This window comes from Runella sp. CRIBMP (assembly GCF_009905605.1).
In the GTDB taxonomy this organism is placed as follows: Bacteria; Bacteroidota; Bacteroidia; order Cytophagales; family Spirosomataceae; genus Runella.
In genome coordinates, this window is the sequence record NZ_JAAAKZ010000005.1 from 85,580 (window position 1) to 107,919 (window position 22,340).

At 43.7% G+C, this 22,340-nt stretch carries 14 protein-coding genes; 4 read left to right on the top strand and 10 right to left on the bottom strand.

All coding sequences use genetic code 11. The features are described from left to right. Position 1: 1 nt before the first annotated feature. From GVN20_RS15335 to GVN20_RS15350, 4 genes are all read left to right on the top strand, one after another. A complete protein-coding gene (locus tag GVN20_RS15335) occupies positions 2-1,234 on the top strand; it encodes a carboxypeptidase-like regulatory domain-containing protein (protein ID WP_166559188.1) in 1,233 nt (410 codons plus the stop codon). 122 nt (positions 1,235-1,356) lie between these two features. Further along, positions 1,357-3,138 carry an ABC transporter ATP-binding protein gene (locus GVN20_RS15340; RefSeq protein WP_166559189.1) on the top strand — a complete coding sequence of 594 codons (1,782 nt, stop codon included), beginning with the start codon at positions 1,357-1,359 and terminating at the stop codon, positions 3,136-3,138. 142 nt (positions 3,139-3,280) lie between these two features. Beyond that, the gene (locus GVN20_RS15345) at positions 3,281-3,607 is read left to right on the top strand and encodes a MerR family transcriptional regulator (protein WP_166559190.1); all 327 of its coding nucleotides are present in this window, start codon (positions 3,281-3,283) and stop codon (positions 3,605-3,607) included. Between the two features lie 8 nt (positions 3,608-3,615). After that, positions 3,616-5,592 carry a hypothetical protein gene (locus GVN20_RS15350; protein ID WP_166559191.1) on the top strand — a complete coding sequence of 659 codons (1,977 nt, stop codon included), beginning with the start codon at positions 3,616-3,618 and terminating at the stop codon, positions 5,590-5,592. Between the two features lie 3 nt (positions 5,593-5,595). Here GVN20_RS15350 and GVN20_RS15355 read toward each other — a convergent pair whose 3' ends face one another. From GVN20_RS15355 to GVN20_RS15400, 10 genes are all read right to left on the bottom strand, one after another. Next, the gene (locus tag GVN20_RS15355; RefSeq protein WP_166559192.1) at positions 5,596-8,382 is read right to left on the bottom strand and encodes an alpha-amylase family glycosyl hydrolase; all 2,787 of its coding nucleotides are present in this window, start codon (positions 8,380-8,382) and stop codon (positions 5,596-5,598) included. Between the two features lie 52 nt (positions 8,383-8,434). Next, on the bottom strand, positions 8,435-10,288 hold the full coding sequence (locus GVN20_RS15360) for a glycoside hydrolase family 13 protein (protein WP_166559193.1): 1,854 nt from the start codon (positions 10,286-10,288) through the stop codon (positions 8,435-8,437). A gap of 5 nt (positions 10,289-10,293) precedes the next feature. Next, a complete protein-coding gene (locus GVN20_RS15365) occupies positions 10,294-11,208 on the bottom strand; it encodes an alpha/beta hydrolase (protein ID WP_166559194.1) in 915 nt (304 codons plus the stop codon). Between the two features lie 184 nt (positions 11,209-11,392). Continuing rightward, complete coding sequence (locus GVN20_RS15370) at positions 11,393-12,697, bottom strand: SusE domain-containing protein (RefSeq protein ID WP_166559195.1); 1,305 nt, start codon at positions 12,695-12,697, stop codon at positions 11,393-11,395. Between the two features lie 40 nt (positions 12,698-12,737). Next, a complete protein-coding gene (locus GVN20_RS15375; RefSeq protein WP_166559196.1) occupies positions 12,738-14,333 on the bottom strand; it encodes a RagB/SusD family nutrient uptake outer membrane protein in 1,596 nt (531 codons plus the stop codon). 41 nt (positions 14,334-14,374) lie between these two features. Continuing rightward, positions 14,375-17,344, bottom strand: coding sequence for a TonB-dependent receptor (locus GVN20_RS15380; protein WP_229599081.1), 2,970 nt, complete (start codon positions 17,342-17,344; stop codon positions 14,375-14,377). A 249-nt stretch (positions 17,345-17,593) separates the two neighbouring features. Continuing rightward, on the bottom strand, positions 17,594-19,477 hold the full coding sequence (locus tag GVN20_RS15385; protein WP_166559197.1) for a helix-turn-helix domain-containing protein: 1,884 nt from the start codon (positions 19,475-19,477) through the stop codon (positions 17,594-17,596). Positions 19,478-19,522: 45 nt separating this feature from the next. After that, positions 19,523-20,317: a thymidylate synthase gene (locus GVN20_RS15390; RefSeq protein ID WP_166559198.1), complete on the bottom strand. Its 795-nt coding sequence runs from the start codon at positions 20,315-20,317 to the stop codon at positions 19,523-19,525. Between the two features lie 24 nt (positions 20,318-20,341). After that, positions 20,342-20,959, bottom strand: a complete 618-nt coding sequence (locus GVN20_RS15395) for a hypothetical protein (protein ID WP_166559199.1) — start codon at positions 20,957-20,959, stop codon at positions 20,342-20,344. Beyond that, a complete protein-coding gene (locus tag GVN20_RS15400; RefSeq protein WP_166559200.1) occupies positions 20,956-22,281 on the bottom strand; it encodes an AAA family ATPase in 1,326 nt (441 codons plus the stop codon). Before GVN20_RS15400 ends, GVN20_RS15395 begins: the two co-directional genes overlap by 4 nt. Positions 22,282-22,340 lie beyond the last annotated feature (59 nt).

Consider the following 22,340-nt stretch of genomic DNA (forward strand, 5'->3'; position numbering starts at 1 on the left):
CATGAAAACCCTGCTATTGATTGTGCTTATGGGTTGGTGCACTTTTTCCTACGCCCAAACCATCACCATTGAAGGGCGCGTTTTGGATATCTCTAACAATCAACCCGTTCCCTTTGCGGGCGTGGGCATTGTGGGCAAAAGCGTCGGGACGGTGGCCAATGAGCAGGGGCGATTTAGCTTAAAACTAAGCCAACAATACGCTTCGGAAGTGCTCGTTATCAATTGCATGGGGTTTGAATCGTACCAAATCCCCGTCAAAGCCGCCATTCAGTCAAGCCCGCTGGAAATCAAACTAAACGTAAACGCCATTCGGCTGAAAGAAGTGGTGGTAAAACCCGTAAACCCCACCGAAATCATTTACCAAGTCGTAGCACTCATACCCCAAAATTATGACCAAAACCCCAGCATTATTGAAGGCTTTTACCGAGAATCTGTCAAACAAGTACCGGCGAATCAATACTTTGCGTTTTCGGAAGGGGTTATTCAACTCTACAAATCTGGCGTAGATACCAATATCCCCGATCAGGCGCGGATGATTAAAGGCCGCAAGAAAGAACTCCCGACCGCCGTTGTTACCGTCCAAAATGATACGTGCCCAATTCCGAGCATTACCAACGGACCGTATCTTGGCTATTTTCTGGACGTGGTCCGAGCGCGGGATTTTCCCCTGTATGACTTAAATTCCTACACTTTTGAATACGACGGCGCCCAAAGCATCGGCAACACTTTTCTGTACAAAATCAACTTCAAAAACAATTCCGTCACCAAACGCTCAGCTAATCAGCGATTTGCGACCTACAAAGGAACCCTTTACATCGAAACTGAAAGCCTCGCGGTGGTTAAAGCAGAATACGAATTGAGCGATGCGGCATTGCGTCAATACGAACTCAGCTATCCAGGTATACGCCTCAAAAACCGTAAATACATCATCAATTACGCTCCTTTTGAGGGCAAATGGTACCTCCACGATGCACGCGTGGTGAATGATTTTGAGTACGAATATTATGTCTGGCCTAAAGGAACGCGGCCCAAAAACGCCCCCAAGCGCATTGATGTGGGGGTCGGGCTCCATAATCAAATGGCTTTTGTAACTACTCACATCCGCAACCGTAACGTACAAAAATTTCCGTTAAATCAAATTTTGAAAATTGATGCCTCTTTTTCGGAACAAAGCATGACCTTTGATGATGATTTTTGGAAGGATTTCAATATCATTGAAGAAGAGGAAAACTAATCCCAGGTGCTCCCTTTTCGGGTAGTTTCTTTGGCTTCTCAGCAAACGTTTTCTGAAATTTTGGTGTTAAAACCGATAGAGTAGACGAAATACAGTCCCGCAACCCAACTACAAGCGTCATTTTGAAAGCACTCGCTCACCTCAACAAATACTTAGTTAAATACAAATGGTACCTGATTTTAGGGACTGTTTTCACGATTATTTCCAATCTTTTTGGAATCATTCCCGCCCAGCTAGTCCGTTATGCGCTTGATTTAGTGAAAGATACGCTTGATGTATACTTTCTCTTTAAAGGCTCTTCGCTTCAAGCTAATCTTTACGACATTTTCGCGTTTAGTATCTTGCTCTACGGGATTTTGATTCTTATCATGGCTTTGCTGAAAGGGATATTCTTGTTTTTGGTGCGCCAAACCCTCATCGTCATGTCGCGACATATTGAGTACGACCTCAAAAACGAGATTTATGCTCATTACCAAACCCTGCCATTGAGCTTTTTTCGTCGCCAAAATACGGGTGATTTGATGGCACGTATCTCCGAAGATGTCAGCAAAGTACGCATGTATGTGGGGCCGTCCATCATGTACGGCATCAATTTAATCACGCTGTTTATCCTGGTCATCAGCTACATGGTTTCGGTCAATGCCAAACTGACGTTTTATGTATTGCTGCCACTGCCGATTTTATCACTTAGCATTTATTTCGTCAACACCATCATCATGAAGCGCTCAGAAGAATTGCAGGCGCAACTTTCCAGCGTTTCGACCTACGTACAGGAATCGTTCTCGGGTATTCGGGTTATCAAAGCCTTTGTCCGCGAACATGAGCAATTGCGAAACTTCGTCAAACAAAGCAACGACTACCGAAATAAGTCACTGAAACTAACCATTGTAGACTCTTTATTCTATCCTTTCATCATGGTCCTTGTCGGCCTGAGCAACGTGCTTATTGTTTTCGTGGGTGGGCAAGAAATCATGTCGGGTCGACTAACGCCCGGCAACATTACGGAGTTTATTTTGTACGTGAGTATGCTCACTTGGCCCGTCATGGCGCTCGGCTGGACCACCAGCCAAACGCAGCGGGCAGCCGCGTCGCAGCAACGCATCAACGAGTTTCTGAACACAAAAACGGATTTGGTTTCCACCAAAAACCTTGAACATGACATTGCGGGAGATATTCATTTCCGCAATGTAAGTTTTGATTATCCCGATACTGGCATCAAAGCCCTCAAAAACTTTAACCTAAGCGTAAAATCGGGGGAAACCGTGGCCATTTTGGGCACGACAGGTTCGGGCAAAAGTACGGTCGCGAATCTGCTCATGCGCCTGTATGACCCCACCGAAGGCGACATTTCGATTGATGGCATCCCCGTTAAAGATTTCAAACTGCAATCGCTACGCGGGCAAATGGGCTACGTGCCACAAGATGTATTTTTATTCTCCGACAGCATCGAATCCAACGTGTCGTTTGGCTCAACCGAAATGTCATTTGAAAAAATCGAACAAGCCACCAAAGACGCTGACCTTTACGCCAACATTATCGAGTTTCCAGAAGGATTTAACACCCGCGTCGGTGAGCGGGGCATTACGCTTTCGGGCGGCCAAAAACAACGTCTTTCCATCGCCCGCGCCATTGCCCGCGACCCCAAAATATTGATTTTGGACGACTGCCTCTCCGCCGTAGATACTCAAACCGAAAACACCATTTTGAACAACATGAGCCGCATCATGAAAGACCGTACGTCGGTCATCATTTCGCACCGGGTTTCGTCGGCGAAACTAGCCGATTTTATCGTTGTATTGGACGAAGGGCGAATCGTAGAGCAAGGCACCCACGAACTTTTAATGGACCAAAACGGGGTATATAAAGAACTGTATGAAAAGCAGTTGCAGAGCGAAGAAGTGTAACCGACTGATTTTATTAAAGTCTTAGGAAACCACAAAATATAAAATGGCAAATTTGAAAAGTAAAAGTATTGGGAATCAAGAAGCAATGCTTTCAACTAAGGGAAATTGATTTTTAAGCTTTCCTTAAACCGTTATCACCCTTATGCTTGACGATTCACACAAACTCTACTATAACATCAATGAAGTAGCCGCTCGTTACGGTTTTGATGCCTCCAAACTTCGGTATTGGGAATCAGTGTTTCCGATGCTAAAGCCCGAAAAACGCGGTGGTGACCGTATCTACACATCAGCAGATTTGGAAATTCTCGACGAAATTGTCTATCTCGTTGAGCACAAAAAACACAAATTGTCGGCCGCCCGCCAAATCATGGAATCGGACCGGAGTCAGCGAATCAAAATAAAACGGGCTATACAACAGTTGGAAGTTGTTAAACGTTACCTCCAAGACGTCAAAGAACTTCTCAAGTGAAAAACAGCATGAAAATAGGCATAACAGCAGGGCTCATTGCGGGTATTTACCTAATCGCAACATATTTTTTTGGCGAACCCACCCCTACCACCACCCTCCAAGCTGTTCCTCCGCTCAAAGCCCTTCCACGCGCCCAAGCAGCTCTTGTTCATTTTGAATTTGAGCCTGACCCCAACCGCTACGAAGACCAACAACTCCAATTGAGGATTGAACGCCGTACCGACAATAAATTATACCTGGTCGATGCCTCAAAACCAGAGCAAGGGCGCACGACCTATTATGCCCTCAATGGCAGTGTCAACCGGGTGGATGCTCGTCAACTTACGCAGCAACCGCTTTTACCCAATCGCTGGATTCATCTTGTCAAATACGTCACGGAAGTAGCCAACGTAAATTCAGAAAGCTGGCTCACGTCGGCGTTTAACGTGGCCGCTGGGCAGGCCAAATACGCCGCCGCCTACGAGGCCATTTTTTGGGTGCGGGATTCGTTGGATAAAAACCCCTTTAAAATCGCCTACACTCAGCCGCTTTGGCCCAATAATGGTGCCGTGGGCGACAGTCGGATTTTCAAACAAACCCCCGCATTCACGTTGCTTAATAAAAAATACGGTTCTGAATCATTGCCCATTGACGAACCCGTTAAGAACTTACAAAAGGTCAGTTGGAACGTTAATCCCACTAAATTTAAACTCCTGTACGCGGGTGAAGTGGATGGCTTAATCAAGCACATTAAGCCGCAAAATAAGCAAGGAATTACCCGTTTTGACTCCAAACAACTCGACCAAGCCGCCGATTGGTTGGCTAAAAGCACCCCTGCCGACGCTTTTTCGGTCGATTTTGAGCCTGGCAAAGCCGAAGAAGGATGGTATTGGGACATGTCTGACCCCAACTTTGGGAAAATCATGTATGAGCTTTCAGATCGAATTTACAAACGCCACGGAAAGTTGTTTTATTCGTGGATTGGGGATGCACCGTCGTTTACGTTTAAGGGGAACAGCTTCACATTGGACGGCTACGCCAACGACAACTGGAGCGCCGGCAAAAAAAATATTGATGACTATTTGGCCATTCATCAAGAAGCAAAATCCATCCAAAACATAAAAATCCCTTATCCGACCATCCTCATGACGGGTTTTGGCTATACCAGCAGCACCGTCAATACGAGTGATGCCACCGACCAACCCCCTCAAGTCTGGAAAGCGCCCGTCAACTGGTACCTGCGAACGCTGGACATCCTCAATCTAAAATCGTTGATTGTTCCCCAAAAAGTAAAATTCCTCAACTTTATTTGGCCCTACGAAGACAAACCCGCCGACGCCCGACGCAGCTACACGCGGCGTTTTAGGGTAGGAAATGGCACCAAAGGCTACATCAGGCAACTAGACAATCGGGTGATGTACCCCATGAATCTGGTGCGCGATGCAGTATTTATTCATCTCTGCAATCCACGCGTTTTCTACACCAATTACTGGATTTTTGGCCAATCCTACAATCCGTATCAGGCGTTGAGGTATTCCAAAATCAACGGAAATCTTTCGTGTGAATCGCAAAAGACGGGGGGGTATTTTGTGTATGAGTACCAAGGACCCGACCAACCCACCTGCCCCTCACTCAACGAAGATTACATCGGCAAAGACGCCCTCGGGATAGCTACCATGGTGCAGGCACATGAGTTGTTTGCCAAGTATCAGCACATTCTGGATGGCACCCAAACCCGCGAAAGCTACGGTTTTGACTACCGAAGAGCAACGCAGGAAACCATAAAAGCGGTTTGGCAAAATGACACGGGAGAGTTTGCGCGGGCGTTTAAACACAATCAGCCGTGGCTACAAGTGTGGAAAAACCCAAAAACGGGCAAACGTCTGCTGTTGTTTCAGGACAATTTTGCCGAAGCCTTCGAGCCAGTCATGTTTACGACCACCATCAACGGCAAAAAAATACAGCGAAACGTAGAGGGGAATACGCTGTATTTAGAAGAATTGTAATGATTAAAATTCCCGCATAAATCGCTTCATCTGACTTTTTTCTCCCTCCAAAATACGTATCAAATAGCTCCCCAAAGGCAAATCATTGACGGGCAGTTGCTGCTTCATAAAGTTGGACGTTTTTTGAGGTACAAAATACCGAAGCTGCCGACCAGCCATGTCGGTAATCTCAATTTTCACTTCCCCTCGGTAGGTGCTTTCCCACTCTAAATGCAGCCATTTTTGCGAAGGGTTAGGAAAGACAAGTAATTCATTATCAAATACAAGAGGTGCTACCGCTGTAATAATCTGTAGTTTCCAAGGTACTAAATTCAACTCTGGAATCGCCATTTTTACGGAAGTTAAAACATGAAATTGACCACTTTGAAAGGTATATTGCGGGTGTGTTGAGTCCACATTTATTTCTTGTCCCGTAAAATAATCAAACCAACGCCCTGCTGGCAATGAAATTAATTGGTCGTTTAGTCCAAAATTAGCAATAACCCGTACGTTCATCGACGAATGATGGAGGGTCAGGCGTTTAATATTATCGAAGGTTTCGAGCGTAAAATCGGTCGTTTTTGTAACTTCTTGCGTAGTTTTGAAGCGAATAAGTTCTGAAAAAACTTTGTACAGTTTCAACCGATTGGCATCTTTTAGGTATTCCCACCGAATCGGCTTTGCCCCTGTACGGCCATTTTCGTCAATTGAAACATCGTACCCCAATTCACCAAACTGCCACATCAGCTTAGGTCCAGGCGTAAGCATAAACAGCGTGGCGGCGGCTTTCACTCGTTCCAAGGCCGTCGGGATATTTTTCACTTCAGCATTCCCGTTGATAATGGCATCGTATATTATCCTTTCTTCGTCGTGGCTTTCCATGTAACCAATTGTGGCAGGTTTCTGAAAACCAGCGTGGTTCTTCCACGAAAGGCGATTAAAATTACCTTTACCGTTTTTAACCGCTTCTCTAAACACCCCATTTTGATTGTCCCACAGCATCATGCCGTAGTTGGCGAGTTCGGCTTCTTCCTGATCATCAGCAAAATGCTCCAAAATCACATAAGCCGTTGGATCATTTTTGCGAATTTGGTCATAAATCCGTTTCCAAATAGCCACTCGGCTGGCATCGTATCTTCCCCAACGCGCCACATCAGTGCCTGAATTCGTTTGGGTAAATCCTTTGGAAAGGTCGAAACGAAAGCCGTCAAAACGGTACTCTTTCAACCAAAACTCATTGACACGCTGCACGTAGTCTTTGGTAGCAGCGGCCTCGTGGTTAAAATCAAAAAAGACACTGAACGGATGTGTCGCCTGTGGATTAAACATGGGATTGTTAGCAGCGGGCTGCGTTCCGTCCCAGTACATTTTTACATACGGAAAATCATAGTCGGCTTGGTTCAAAACCATGTCCAAAATGACCGCAATGCCGTTTTCGTGGCACTTATCAATTAATGTCTTTAAGTCGTTGGGGGTTCCGTAGGCTTTGTCTGGAGAAACATGAAAAATGGGGTTATAGCCCCAAGAATCATTACCAGCAAACTCCATAATAGGCATCAACTCAAGGGCATTAATGCCCATTTTTTTCAGATAAGGCAATGAGTCAGCTACGGTTTTGTACCAACGACTACCCACAAAATCACGCACTAGTAGTTCGTAAATTACTAAATCTTCGTTGGCGGGGCGTTTGAAGTTATTGACCTTCCAAACATAAGGCGCTTGATTGGTTTGCAAGACCGACACAATATTTCCTTGTGCTTTTTGAGGAAAAGGCAACAAATTGGGGTAGGTAGTGGCGGGGATAAATTTATCGTTGTTGCGGTCAAGTATTTTTTCAGCGTAGGGGTCTCCTACGGCGATTACCCCATCTACCAAATACTGAAAAGCATATTCTTTTTGTGGGGTTAAATTTTTGATTTCCAGCCAGTACGTTTGCCCATCAGGTGTACGGTTCATTAAATAATCAGCCTGATTTTCCCAGTTATTGAAATCGCCCAAGACATACACAAACTTTTTATCGGGAGCAAAAAGCACTAAAGTAGCCGAGGTAGCCGAGGTGTAATTGATGCCGTTTCGCAATCCCGAAGGCAAAGCAGCCACCGTAGGTGATGGACTAACTGTAAAAGTAAACTCCTCAAAAACCTCCTGATTTGCTGTGCTGGCCGTGACACGCACCGTACGGCGTTGGTTAGAGGCCGTTCCAGTTGGAATCGTTACCGAAATACTTGTATCGGTGGCCGTTGCCACGGCAGTTCCGTCGAGCGTCAAAGTTAATTTAGCCGTAATAGATGCTCTTGCTTTTATGGAGATAGAACGGTTGGCCTCGACGAAAAAGTTTTTTCCGGTTGGGGTATTAAATCGTACAAACAACTGATTGGAAGCGTAAAAGTCAAACAAAAAATCTTCGGTTTGAGCCGAGCCATTGGCGTTTTTCACCAAAACCCCCATCCAACGTAAAGCTTTTCTTCCAGTTACGTTGAGGTATTTATTGGGAGTCAACTTGATAGTCCATATATTATCACTGACGCGGGTCAACAATCCAGGGGCAAAGGGTTGCGAAAAACTCATTTGCCCCGCTGGCCCAAACTCTGCTGTTTTGTTGGCGGGGTCAGACCCGCCCCACGCCCAAATATACAACCCACTTGCTTGGTTAAGTAAGCCTGCTTTTCGATTGTCTTTTGCTTGTGTCAAATCAAAGACTAGGGTAATCTCTCCCTCCGAGGTTGGAAATTCGGGCTTAACAATGAGCGCTTGCCCAAAAGCAAAATTTGCAAAAAAGAGGCAAAAAAGTAAACGCGTTAGCTTTTCCATCGATGGTATTAGTTAATTGATTATCCGACACAATAAGTCCTATTCCTATGCTTTATTTTACTTCAAAAACCACCGCGCTTTTCCCTGCGACAGAAAGGGTACTACCCAGGGTCTTTACTTCATCAGTGACTACGTTTTTTACGACACTTCCCTCTTTTAATATTTCCGAATACCTCGCTAAATCCAGCGTTTGAGCTTGTTTGCTTTTGTTCATCACCACCATGACCTTTGCCTCGTTGGTGTATCTAAAATAAACATACACGCTGCCTGAAGGCGCAAAATGAAGGGTTTTCCCGGTGGCAATAATTGTATTGTTTTTCCGCCAATTCAACAGTTTTTTGAGATAAAGCTGCATATCAAGCTGTTGAGGGCTCAATCCTTTGCCCGAAAATGCACTCACGGTATCTTCTTTCCAACCACCCGGAAAATCAGAACGAATCAGGCCATCATTTTTGTGGTGACCCGTATTCTCCATCAACACCTCTGTTCCATAAAACAATTGAGGCACGCCCCGAGTGGTCAATAAAAACGTTAGGGCCATTTTAGTCAGTTCGGCATCATTGTTCAGCTGCGTGTACAATCGGTCCATGTCGTGATTATCGCCCATGGTCAAAATTTGAAAGGGGTTGGCATAGACAAAATCATTGGCCAAGGCTTCGTATAAAGCGGGCAATCCTTTACCGAAATTCGCATCGTCTTTTTCTTTTAATGCCTCTACCAAAGCTGCTTGCAGTGGAAAATCCATAACACTTGTAAGGCAGCCATCATAGCCGTCGGCATTTTGCTTTCCCTTTTGCCAATACGATGTTATTAACGGATTGATACTCCATTCTTCACCCACAATACTGAAATTGGGGTATTCATGCATGAGGGCACAGCTCCAATTTTTTAGGAAAGTTTTATCCGAATAGCCATATGTATCCTGTCTGATACCGCCAAGCTGCAATGTTTCAATCCACCAAATGGAATTTTGAATTAAATAGTTGGCCATAAAGGGGTTTTGTCCGTTCATATCGGGCATCATTTTATCGAACCAACCATTTTTCATCAAGTTTTTATCAAACTCAGAGGCATATTTATCCTGATTGACGGTGCGGCGGTGATTGGTAGCTTGATAAACATTGGGGTAATTAATCCAATTTTTGAAGGGCAAGTCATTCGTCCACCAATAGCCCAAGCCTGTGTGATTGAGCACTTCGTCAAAAATCAGTTTGATGCCTTTTTGACGTGCTTTCAAAGACAACTCTTTGTAATCCTCCAACGTACCAAACCTTGGGTCTACTTTATAATGATTGGTAATAGCATAGCCATGATACGAGTAGCTTGGCATATCGTTTTCGAGCAATGGAGTAGGCCAAATGGCCGTAAAACCCATACTTGAGATGTAATCGAGGCTATTGATAATTCCCCTGATATCCCCCCCGTGCCTTGCTCCCTCAAATTTGCGATTGATTTGGGTTTCTTTCATCGCTGGCACCACATCGTTAGTATAATCGCCATTAACAAATCGGTCGGGAGTAATCAGATAAATCACATCCGAGGCATTAAACCCTTTTCGTTGTGCACTTTCAGAAAGCCTTGGAAGCACACTATAGTCATAAGAATAAAGCGTTTTGCCTGCTTTTTGGAAACGAATCGGAAACGTACCCGGCTTGGTATTTTTTTCGACGACAACATCTATGAACAAATAGTTCTTGCTGTCGGCTTTGTGGATTTTTTTGATAAAAATGCCTGGGTAATTAATCACGGGAGTGGTTTCACCAATGTTGTTTCCATGAACCAACAATTGAAGGTTTTTATTTTTCATTCCCACCCACCAATTGAGGGGTTCTACGTGTTGTATTTGAGCAGTTGCGCCCCACCATAAGGCAGACAAAAGAAAGATAAGAGCAATTTTTTTTTTCATGTTCATCATTTTTTTAGTAAAAATTCAATAGGAATAGGAATTCGTTTTTTCCACGCTTGCTCGCTGTGGGTATCGCCTGGAAAAAATCGGGTCACCCAATTTTTATCCGTAAATCCCTTTGCATGTAAAATAGTATCAACCTGTTTTTGAAGCGGTGGATAGAGCACGTCCAGGGTTTGGTCGCCGTAGTCGAAATAGATCTTATGATTTTCAGGATTGGGCAAATGGGTTGTCAGATAGCTAAAGAAAGCATTCGGAACAGGGTTGTTTTCAGTGCTGAATATCCCAGGCCAGTGGGTAGACAAGCAGGCCGCTCCTCCAAAAACAGTAGGGTATTCACAAATCGCATACATCGAAATAAGTCCACCCATGCTCGACCCAGCCACAAAGGTGTTGTTTCTATCGGGAAGCGTAGCGTAAGTCTTATCTATCAGGGGTTTTAGCTCAGTTACCAAAAATTTCAGGTAATAGTCTGATACAGGCTGAAAAGCCTCCTTTGTTCGGCCTGCTTTTTGGAGTTGTTCAACCACAAATTGTTTTTCTAACGTTGTTAATTGCTCGTAGGGTTTTTGTGGAAAATAATCGGCATGACGGCCTTTGTCCGAATTCCAAATACCCACCACGATAGTAGCTTTAATTTTATCATCGGCCATCATTTTGGCCAGTGTTTCATCCACCCCCCATTCCTGTTTGTTCCAATTGTTGGTACTATCAAACAACATTTGTCCGTCGTGCATATAGAGCACTGAGTATTTTTTTTGGGGAGTATATCCTTCAGGTAGCCAAACATCCACGTTTCTTGCCGAGACGTATTGAGAAGCGAGGTTTTCTATTCTTTTGATGCTTCCCGAGCTGACTTTGGGTAGATTTTGGGCAAAAGTACCGACAGATAACAGGCCTAGGATCAATAATGATTTCATCGTTTTTAATTTATTCGTTTTCAATGGCATCTCAATTAGACCTTTTGCTGGTAAAGTTACTTGTAGGTCAGAGCTGCCGCTCACGCATACCGTAATAAACTCGATAGATGATTAAAAAAGCACCGACAAAAGTTTATCGGTGCTTTCGATAATCAACCTATTAGTTTTCAGTTTGGATTTTTATCTATCTCTTAATGAACTTGTAAGTGGGTTTGGCGGCATTGGTAAAATCAAGAACAATATCGTACGTACCAGCTTTTACGGCAATATTTGCCCCGCCAGCTTCAATCACACCATCGGCTTTGTCGTCGCCATAGTTTACAGCCCAATCATCATTTTGGCGGAATTTGATTTCTCCATCAATCAGCTTGATATTGGACAGTGTAAAAATACCTTCGGTACCAAAATCGGGTCTAAATTTAGCATCGGGCCCATTCCATCCGTTAGGAGTCGCACTACCCACTACCCCCCATACTTTGGTAGGAACAATGGTATATTTCAGGGTTTTGAAGTCAACCGTCACCAAGTAAGTCCCTGCTTTTACCACAATATTGTCACCCCCCACTTCGAGCGTACCATCAGCGCCTTTGTCACCATAGTTTACGGTCCAATCTTCGTTCTGACGAACCTTGATTTCGCCGTCTTTCAACGTTGCAATCGATCTCCATTGGTCAGAAGAAGGGTCATAGAAAAAGGGCACATCTGGCGCACTCCAGCCATTTGGCGTAGCCGAGCCGACAATTCCCCACGAAAACTTCTCCACGGTATATTTGAGGGCTTCAAAATCCACTGTGATTTTATACGAACCAGCTTTGACCACGATATTGTCTCCCCCTTTCACAAGCGTACCGTTAGTGCCTCCGTAGTTTACGTCCCACTTGTTGTTTTCACGGAATTTAATTTCGCCATCGGTGAGTGTCACATAGGCTACATATACGTTGGATTTGTCGGTTTTATAGAAAGGCAAATCGGGCGTCGCTCCCCAGTTATTAGCAGCCGACCCCACCACACCGAGATTCGTACTCAGGTCAAGTTTGTCCAGATAAGGCGTTGCTTTCAGCGAAACAACCGACGAATTCAGATTGGTACTTCCGCCCAAAAACGACTGCACTTTTACGTCCACATCTCCGGCAGTGGCTACTTTCAAGCCTAATTTCAATAAAATAGGGTTTAATTCTGAGGTTTTGAAGGTTTTCTTCAATTCGGCACCCGTTGTTATTGCAGTCGCATTTGAGAAGTCTCCTCCTTTTTTATCAATCAAAATCGTGTATGCTGCGGGCGCGTTGAAACCATAATCAGGCTTTGCCCACGAAATCGTCAACGCATCTTTATCGGCATTTTCTTTGGTCAACACCACCGACGAGGCCGAAAGTGTCACCACGGGCACAGCTCCTGAATTAATGACTGCCTTTATTTCGTCTTTTTCGCAGGAGTTCAATGTCGTTAGGACTACGACAGCGTATATGAATTTATGAAACCAATTTTTCATGTTTTTTTGTGTTAATCTGTAATCAGAGATTTTCAGGGGCTTAATAACCAGCATTTTGCACCAAATTAGGATTGGCCGTTAAGTCGGTAGAAGGGAGAGGGAAGATTTTCAAATAATCCTGCACGCCTGCCCCGTCTTTTACACCGCCTTTCCACGCCCATAAGTAAGAGGAACTGGTAAATTTGCCGAAGCGTAACAAGTCTGTACGACGGCCACCTTCCCAAGACAACTCACGACCGCGCTCGGCCAATACAAAATCAGGGGTTAAATCAGCCGCTGCAATATTCCCCGACGTATTTCCGTAGGCTCTTACCCGAAGTTTATTGACATAATCAAGTGCCAATGCTTTATCACCAGCCCCGCGTGCCGCTGCTTCAGCATAAATCAAATACGCATCCGCCAAACGAAACATAGGGAAATCAGTATCAGGATGGGTTAAATTCGTTCCAACCTTACCAGCAGAGGTTATATTTTTGTATTTAGGCATGGCATAACCATCGGTAAAAGTGGGAATTTCGTTTATTTCCAACTTTTGTCCGTCGGTATAAAACATGGCTCTTTTATCAGTCTTGCCTGATGGGTCAGCAAACAGCTTTACAAAGGAAGGCGTTACTCGAACACCGCCCCAACCGCCGTCGATACCATAACTCGAAGCGGGCATCGAACCACCCACAGGCGCGTGGCACAGAAAAGTCATCCCCCCCCAGGTTTGACTGCGGTTTCCGTCGGCCGCTAATGCCCAAATCACTTCAGATGAGTTATGGTTGTCGGCTTTGAACAAATCATCGTATTTTGACTGCAAACTGTACCCTGCGTCAATCACTTTTTTGGCATAAGTGGCAGCATCGGCGTAACGGTTGCCTTGGCCTTGTGCCTCTGCGTTGAGATACAGTTTGGCAAGCAGCATCCAAGCCGCCGCTTTGTCAGCGCGGGCATATTCATTTTTACGCGCTTCAACCAACTCGTTGTCAATGGCTTTCAATTCTGACTCAATATAAGCAAACAAGTCCTTAGCATTTGTCTGTATAGGTGGCGCTGAGCCTACAACGTCGTTATCGGTAACAAATGGCACATTTCCCCCAAACAAATCTAACGCGTGCCAGTAGCTCAGTGCCCGCAGAAAACGCGCTTCGGCCCGCAGGGCTTTTGCATCGGTAAGGATTGTACCTGACACTCCCCTTTCCGCCAATTTTGCATCGCTTGTTTCTCGAATAAATTCATTACAAGAGGCGATTTGATAGAAAACTCGGTTGTAAAAACCTCTCACAAAAGGATTATTGGATGACCATTTCATTTGGTGCAACTCAGGCAAACCCGCATCACTCCAAGCAATTACGGCTTCGTCAGTCGTAAGTGTTTGTAAGTACCAATAATTACGCAAATAGCTCGAAAAGCCTTCGTCCATCCCTTTGATGTCTTTGGTACGGTCGTCGCCAGCAGGGCCTTGTTGGCCTGTCAACATCAGCCCTGCGTACAGCTTTGCACCTACTTGTCGGTAAGCAGCGGGGTCGCTATAAACAGTTGCCGAAGTAACCTCATTAAAAGGCATTCTGTCAAGGTCTTTGACACAAGAGGAAACCACCAACGCCAGCGCGAATCCTCCCACTATATTATTTATATGGATAAAATTCTTCATTTTTTCTTGTTTGTTTGGAAACGTTTATTCGTTATAAACTCCTAAAATCCAATGTTTAAACCCAAAGTATAAGTCCGAGGCATGGGGTAAATATTGTTGTCAATACCACCGCTTACTTCGGGATTTAGTCCCGTGTATTTGGTGATTACAAACACGTTTTGTACAGTCGCAGATACGCGTGCGGAGGTTTTTCCGCCAAAAAGTTTACCCAAATCATAGCCCGCAAAAAGGTTGTCCATGCGCAGGAAAGAGGCATTTTCCATGTAGTAATCCGAGAAATACTGCGGGGTGGCAAACTGGGTTACGTTGACGTTGGGCACAACATTGGCCAGTGAGTTGTTGGCTCCTTGGAACGCCTGCAATACGCCGCGTGTAGAAACGATGTTGTTATAAACGTAGTTGCCAAAGTTACCCCGAACTACAAAACCACCACTCCATTTTTTATAAGAAGTTTGGGCGTTGAAACCGATAAAAACGCGTGGCGCGGGAGATTTGTAGTGATAATAATCGTCCACGGTAATTTTACCATCCTGATTGCGGTCAACGTACACACCTTCAACGGGTTTACCATTTTGGTCATACACTTGCTGCGCCACAAAATACGACGATGCTGGATACCCCACCGAATGGATTTGAATGGTACTGCCCACACCGCCTGCGATACCGCCTACTAATACTCCTTTGTAATTGGGATCGTTGGCCGAGGTTAATTTGGTGATTTTGTTCTCGTTATAAGTCGCATTAAAGCCCAAATCAAGCGTAAAATCTTCTTTACTGACAGCGTTGTAGTTCAACAACAGTTCCAATCCTTTATTTTCAATCGAACCTACATTCGACAAGATTTCGTTGGTGAGGTTGGTACCTGCCGCAACGGGCACGACGTTTAGCAAGTCCGTAGTTTCTTTCCGATAGTAATCAATACTACCCGATACTCTTGCTTTTTTGAAGGCAAAATCCAAGCCTACGTTTTGAGTAACGGTTTGTTCCCATTTGATGTTTGCGTTGTATCCTTCGGCACGTAGCGTAGTATAAAACGTGTTTCCCAGTTGCTGTTGAGCAGTGGCTGTACTTGGCGTATAGCGTGCCAAATACGCAAAGTTTTGACCTACATCCTGCTGCCCTGTTACCCCATATCCTAAGCGCAACTTCAAGTCAGATAGTACGTTAGAATTTTTCAAAAACTCCATTTCGTTGATTTTCCACGCAAAAGCCGCCGATGGAAAAGTTCCCCAACGGTTGTCTTTGGCAAAACGGGACGAACCGTCGCGGCGAAGTGTAAAGGTCAATAAATAGCGGTCCTGAAGGTTCAGATTTGCCCGTCCAAAGAAAGATACCAACGTATTTTGGGTTTTGTAAGGGCTATCGTTGATGATTTTGGTTTCTGCGGCATCTTTGGTAATGCTCGTGGTGGTATTCAAAAAATCTTGGTACGAGTACCCTGCCGTTAAGTCAATGCGCGTATCCTTGGTGAGGTCTTTTACGTAGTTGAAGTAAAAATCCAATAACTTATTGGAGCGGTCTTGGGTATAGACTGTTCTTTCGCCACCATTACTAAAATTGGAGGCTGCCAATGCGGGTACAGAGCGATTTCCATCACTTTTGGAAACATCATAACCTACGTTTAGATTGGCGTGCAGTTCAGGCAAAAAATGGAATTTATAATCCAACTGCATATTACCGATACTGCGATTAACGGTACTTTTATCGTCCGTCAAATCCAACAATCCAAGTGGGTTACGGGTTGCAATGGTGTTGGGTTTTCCGTCGGCATTTACCCACTCAAAATAACCGCCGTACGATTCTTTACCCGAAAAAATAGGTTGAGTAGGGTCAAAAGCAACTGCTGCACCTATTGCCCCTTGGTTGGCAAAACGATTTTTAATAGTAGATGCTTTGACGTTAATATCCACTTTCAAGTGGTTGTCGAGCAGCATCGGGGTCAAGCCTACGGAAGCCGAAGTCCGCCCCATATTGGAGGTTTTTAAAATACCATTTTGATTGGTATATCCCACTGACACGCGGTAGGGCATGTTTTTCACCGAACCTGTAACACTCAAGTTGTTGTCGGTGCTGACAGCCGTACGATAAATCTCTTTTTGCCAGTCGGTGACGTCCGACCCCAATAACGATTTTTGAGCACCCGTCCCGTATTGATTGACTAAAGCTCGAAAATCATCAGCCGAAAGAACTTCAATTTGCCCCGTTCTTTGACCTATGGAAGCTTGCGTACTCAAATTGACGCGCATAATGTCGCCTTTCTTTCCCTTTTTGGTTGTAATCATAATCACTCCGTTAGAAGCCCGTGATCCATAAATAGCGGTGGCAGAAGCATCTTTCAGAATATTAAACGACTCAATATCATTGGGATTAATTAAACTTAGCGGATTGGGAGCGCCTCTCAATTCGCTGTTGTCCAAAGGTACACCGTCAATGACGATGAGGGGGTCGTTGCTCGCGTTCAAAGAAGCACCTCCGCGAATACGGATTGTACTCCCCGCACCTGGGGCACCGCCATTGGGCGTTATTTGCACCCCAGCCACTTTACCAGCTACTAGTTGGTCAGGGGTAGCAATGTTTCCTTTGTTAAAATCAGCGGTCGTAATAGAGGCAATCGAACCCGTAAGGTCTTTTTTGCGCTGCGTACCGTAACCAATGACCACCACCTCGGCCAACTGTTTGTTGTCATTAAGCAACGTCACGGAAACGGTCGTGCGGTTTCCTACCGCCACTTCCTGCGTAGTCATTCCCACAAAACTGAAGACCAACGTGGCATTGGCAGGTATTACAATTTTGAAGTTTCCTTCGGCATCGGTTTGGGTTCCTCTGGTAGTACCTTTTACCAAAACACTCACGCCTGGCAATGCCGAGCCGTTGCTTTCCTGCACTTTTCCAGACACGGAAAGGTCTTGTGCCGTGGCAGAGGCTACCGCCAGTATCCATACCAACACCATGAGTTTCAACCGCGGGGCTGCACCCACTTGCCAAAACATGCTATAGAACTGAATCATCATAGGTTTTTTTAATAAATTGTTTAGAAGATTTTACCTAAGAAATTGACTTTACAAACTGTAATTGTCAAAAACTTCTTGCAAAAGTACCATCAGTATTATGACGAATCGTTCCACTTTGTAGTTTGAAACCTATTTTAAAACACAGGTTTTCCACAGCTCAAATCAGCTGATTTCCAGAAGGTTTAATAGAATCAAATGCGTTCCACTTTATAAGGTGGTACTTATTGGGGGAGAAAAAGGTCGTATTTTCTATTCTTCAACCCGCGACTCGTAGAAAAATTCGCGAGGGGTTTGTTGGGTCATTTTCTTAAATGCTCGGTTGAAGGAAGTTTTAGAATTGAAACCCACTTCAAAGGCAATAGACAACATGGTATATTGCCGGTTGCGAGGGTCTTCAAAACGTAGTTTAAATTCCTCTATACGATATTCATTGATGAAGTCAAAAAAGTTTTTATTGTACCCTTCGTTGATAATTTTAGAAAGAAGATGCGGCGTCATTTTGAGCTTCTGAGCAAGTTCATTGAGGGTCAGTCCAGGGTTGGTATAGGGCTTGTTTTTCTTCATGTAGCTTTCCAGCTTCTCTTTGTAATTGGAGAGATTTTCGACCAATTCAGATTCTTTTTCTACCAAAGGAGTAAGGGCATCCTGAATTATAATCGAAGGTTCATCGTTGGGTTTCAGAAAGGAAATGGGCTGCGTTGGTAATTTAAATATTTCGGGTTGATGAATGGCAAAATACCCCAAAAAATAAGGAATTGTCGAAAAAGCCAGCCAAATCGTATCAATACTTTTTTGGACAATGGATATGGTATCCATTTTTAGAAAATAGCCTACCACAAAAAGCCCCCCCGAAAATAACCATAAAACCAAACAAACTGCCTGCAAGGCAAGTACCGTTGAAAGGTATTGCAGATTTTGTTCATAAGAAGCCTGATTAGCGTATAAAGCTCGGTACGACCTAATTACCCGCCGGCTGGCCAACCAATAATACACATTTACCATCAGCGCCACCGTGCCAGTTCCCCAAAAAAGCCACATCAAATCAACATCACGATTCACGATTTTGATTTGAAGGCTTTTATCTTCCATTAAAAAATAGGGCAAATACATCAAAAACTGCAGGCTGGGCAACACAAAATGCCCCCACCATTTAGAAGGGAATTTAGGCGTCTTGAAAAGCAGTTTCTGAATATAAAAATAAAAAAGCGGTGCGTACAGAAACAGCACAAAATCGGGGATTAACAACAACTTTGTGTACTCTTGTGCCACTTCCCGATAAGCACTTACTACTCGAATCAATACAATAACAGCCATAAATGCCAACGAGACTACCAACCAACGATTTGCCTGACGGTTGTAGTCCTGCATAGACGTTATGGCAATAATCAATAAGGCACTTTGAAAGGCTGAAAATAGCAAAAGTAAGTCGTAAATGGAGATAGAACGAAAGGTGCCAGATAAATCTTCCCAACTAATTATTTCGACGGTAATATTATCGCTTTTTAATGATTCATTACGATAAAGCAGCCGATTGGGTCGAGTTTTTCCATTTTCTTTTCCTTCTACGCTATTCCAATCGCCACGGGAAAATTTATACTCAAGGCGATCCAAATCAGACACAACGGTAACACGATACGTTCCATCCATTTGTCGTTTCAGCCGATAGTTCTCATCACTAGTATTCCAGTTATTAAAATTGCCCGTAATGTAAATTACCGCATCTTTTGGGGTATTGGTAGGAATGGATGTAACTACAAACCGATACGTAGCGTGCGCTTCCCAACCTTCTATTTGAAGTTGTAACAATTTAGGATTGGGCTCTGTCAAACGATCATAGACACGGTCAGGGCGGCTGTTTCCCTCTGAATCTCCTTCTACCAAACCCCAACTTCCTTGGGTTACTTTGTATTTGAAATGCGTAAGAGAATCAGGTAATAACAACGAGTACACGCCATTTACATCGCGCTTTAGCTCAAATTCAACATCGCCAGGTTGCCAATTGTTAAAATCACAAGCCAAAAAAAGACGTTGGTTGGCTGTTTTAAACGGAGTATGTTTTGTTATCTCTACCCGAATTTGTGCAAAGGCAAAGAATGGCAACCCAAAAACAACCAATAACAACAACCTCTTCATAGCTTTCAAAAATTGAAATCGGTGCGTTGAAAAAGTTTAATATTCTTACACTGCGACAGGCGCTTTAATGGCTGGCCAAGGGTTATAATTTTCAAGCGTAAAATCCTCAAATTTAAAGTCAAAAACACTTTTTACATCGGGATTCATCTTCATGACAGGCAACGGACGCAATTCACGCGAGAGTTGCAATTCAACTTGTTCTAAGTGATTACTATAAATGTGGGTATCACCACCCGTCCAGATAAAATCACCGTACTCAAACCCGCACTCCTGCGCAATCATCATGGTCAAAAGGGCATAGCTTGCGATGTTGAACGGCACGCCCAAAAACACATCCGCACTGCGCTGATAGAGTTGGCAAGAAAGTTTATTATCTGCCACATAAAACTGAAACAATGCATGGCAAGGAGACAAGGCCATTTTATTCAAATCGGCTGGATTCCAAGCCGATACAATGATGCGTCGGGAATCAGGGCTGTTTTTAAGCTGCTTCAACACATCCTGAAACTGGTCAATGACGCGTCCGTCGGGGGCTTCCCAACTGCGCCATTGCTTGCCATAGACGGGGCCGAGATTGCCATCGGCATCGGCCCATTCGTCCCAGATGCTCACGCCGTGGTCTTTGAGGTACTTGATGTTGGTATCGCCCTTCAAAAACCAAAGCAACTCATGGATGATGGATTTGGTATGGACCTTTTTGGTCGTGACCAGCGGAAAGCCTTCTTGTAGGTCAAAGCGCATTTGGTACCCAAATACGCTGATGGTTCCCGTGCCCGTACGGTCAGTTTTGCGGGTTCCGTGGGCTAAAATATGGCGAAGTAAGTCGTGGTATTGTTGCATGGTTGAATTCCTGAAACCTAATTTTTACTCAAACATAAACCTAAAATTGTAATCCGACAAAACGGGATCAGTGTCACTTACGTACCTTTGATACGCATGACGTCTGCTTACGCAAAGGCTTTTGTGTTTTAAATCAAAGATTTCGATGGTCTTTTGCGCTCGATATTGTTCGTCCTCAGAAGCAAACGGATTGGGGGAAATTGTGTGTTCAATATAATCGTAAATAAAATAGCGGTTAAAATGAAACTCAATCTCATCTGGTCTTAACAACACCTTTTCAAACTTACTTCCTTTTGAATCTTGACAGTGTTTGCAGGAGATATACAGATTTTCCCATTTACAGACTTCCGAATAAAACGCAGGATTGGTCTTAGGATGAAAATGGTCAATCGTATCATCTCCTCTTTTTAAAGGAAAACCATCACAATACGAGCAATGGTCATCGGTCATTGCCATCAAATGAGGCAAAAGATGTTGATTTAACTTTTTACTGCTGATTTGGGGCCATTGAAACTCAAATGAAGGATGGGTTGCCCGCTGCTGCGCATATCGTTCTCCGTACATTTGCCACCGAGCTTTTTCTGTTTTGGCATCCAGTTCAAGTAAAACATCAGGGGTATCTAAACGCGTAAACTTTCTCATATTTCAGCAACAGAAAAATCTTGGTTGGTAAGGCGTTTAAGCTGCCTAAGTTCCATACCGAGGATGCTTTCAATTTCAACACTATTTTGATTCATCAACTCTCCTATCAACTCCTTAAATCTAGTCAAATCAACCGTTTCTGGACTTTTTAGCACTTCTTTTTTAAGCAACTGAAATTCAGCCAATTTCCTTTCAACATCTACTCCGAAACGCTCCTTAATGCCAAAGATTTCTTCCAAAATATAATCATAACTCTTGGCATCTTCCGACAAAATCGGCTCCCCTGCTAAGACACTGTATCCGTCTTTTTTAACAAACCGATGCACCCAAGCGCCATCCACTGAACCCACTACAAAAGGCGAATGCGTAGAAATGAATATTTGGGCATTTTTGAAGAGTTTTTGAACAACTGGCAAAATTTTTCGCTGCCAAGCCGGATGCAAATGAACTTCAATTTCATCCAGTAACAGGATAAAATTCCGCTCTAAAACAGGCGTATTATTTACCCATTTGAGCCTGTCCATTCTCATTAACAAGTCCCCCATCCAACTCACCATGGATTTTAGGCCGTCGGGTAATTGGTCAAAGTTGAGCGATTGCCCGTCAACCTTGATTTTTACTCCTAAGGGGTCTTCTTCAAGATCAAACTTTACTTCGGATTCAATGATTTCTCCTAACGCATCTTCTATGATTCCGATGGTTCTGCGGTATTGTTTTGCTTTTTCAATGTCACCTTTCCCTTTTGCAATCAATTCGCGCGTTTGAATATTTACAAGCCATTGAATGAGATTTTGGGGTGTTATTGATAAATGAAAGTTATGGGCGTTAGCGATTGGTGATTCCTCTATTTCCTGAATACCAGTAATACTGGTTTTTTCCGCTTTTCTATAACCTGAATATGCAAAAAAAGCAATATTTAAATCATTACTATCTAACCGATTTGCTCTATTTAAATACTCTAAAATTGTATATGCTTGGAGATGATCTACCATCCATTTATCTTCACTCCAATAAGCAGAAAATGAATTTATGGTGCTGAATTTAATTTGAATACGACTATCTATTCTTTGATTCCATATTTTGTTTACAATTCCATTTTGAATACGGTACATATCTTCTGGATAAATAAACTGTCGGGTAGTATCAACATTTATTGGATAAATCAAAGCCTCCAAAATTGTACTTTTCCCTGTTCCATTTTCTCCAGTCAAAATATGAATCTCAGCTTTATCGAGTTCTTTTTTCAGTGGGAAATCTAACTTAAGGTGCTCAAACGGCCCAATTTTATTGATTACCAGCCTTTCAATACGAAAGTTATCCATTGTCTTTATCTTTAATTCCGTCTCAAATTAACAAAAAAATGCCTTGCTGTTGCTAACAA

Excerpts from the sequence above, each read along its gene's own strand:
- GVN20_RS15375 (WP_166559196.1), bottom strand. The coding sequence starts at position 14,333 with ATGAAGAATTTTATCCATATAAATAATATAGTGGGAGGATTCGCGCTG.
- GVN20_RS15380 (WP_229599081.1), bottom strand. The coding sequence starts at position 17,344 with ATGATGATTCAGTTCTATAGCATGTTTTGGCAAGTGGGTGCAGCCCCG.
- GVN20_RS15365 (WP_166559194.1), bottom strand. The coding sequence starts at position 11,208 with ATGAAATCATTATTGATCCTAGGCCTGTTATCTGTCGGTACTTTTGCC.
- GVN20_RS15335 (WP_166559188.1), top strand. The coding sequence starts at position 2 with ATGAAAACCCTGCTATTGATTGTGCTTATGGGTTGGTGCACTTTTTCC.
- GVN20_RS15355 (WP_166559192.1), bottom strand. The coding sequence starts at position 8,382 with ATGGAAAAGCTAACGCGTTTACTTTTTTGCCTCTTTTTTGCAAATTTT.
- GVN20_RS15360 (WP_166559193.1), bottom strand. The coding sequence starts at position 10,288 with ATGAAAAAAAAAATTGCTCTTATCTTTCTTTTGTCTGCCTTATGGTGG.
- GVN20_RS15370 (WP_166559195.1), bottom strand. The coding sequence starts at position 12,697 with ATGAAAAATTGGTTTCATAAATTCATATACGCTGTCGTAGTCCTAACG.
- GVN20_RS15400 (WP_166559200.1), bottom strand. The coding sequence starts at position 22,281 with ATGGATAACTTTCGTATTGAAAGGCTGGTAATCAATAAAATTGGGCCG.
- GVN20_RS15385 (WP_166559197.1), bottom strand. The coding sequence starts at position 19,477 with ATGAAGAGGTTGTTGTTATTGGTTGTTTTTGGGTTGCCATTCTTTGCC.
- GVN20_RS15395 (WP_166559199.1), bottom strand. The coding sequence starts at position 20,959 with ATGAGAAAGTTTACGCGTTTAGATACCCCTGATGTTTTACTTGAACTG.
- GVN20_RS15350 (WP_166559191.1), top strand. The coding sequence starts at position 3,616 with ATGAAAATAGGCATAACAGCAGGGCTCATTGCGGGTATTTACCTAATC.
- GVN20_RS15345 (WP_166559190.1), top strand. The coding sequence starts at position 3,281 with ATGCTTGACGATTCACACAAACTCTACTATAACATCAATGAAGTAGCC.
- GVN20_RS15390 (WP_166559198.1), bottom strand. The coding sequence starts at position 20,317 with ATGCAACAATACCACGACTTACTTCGCCATATTTTAGCCCACGGAACC.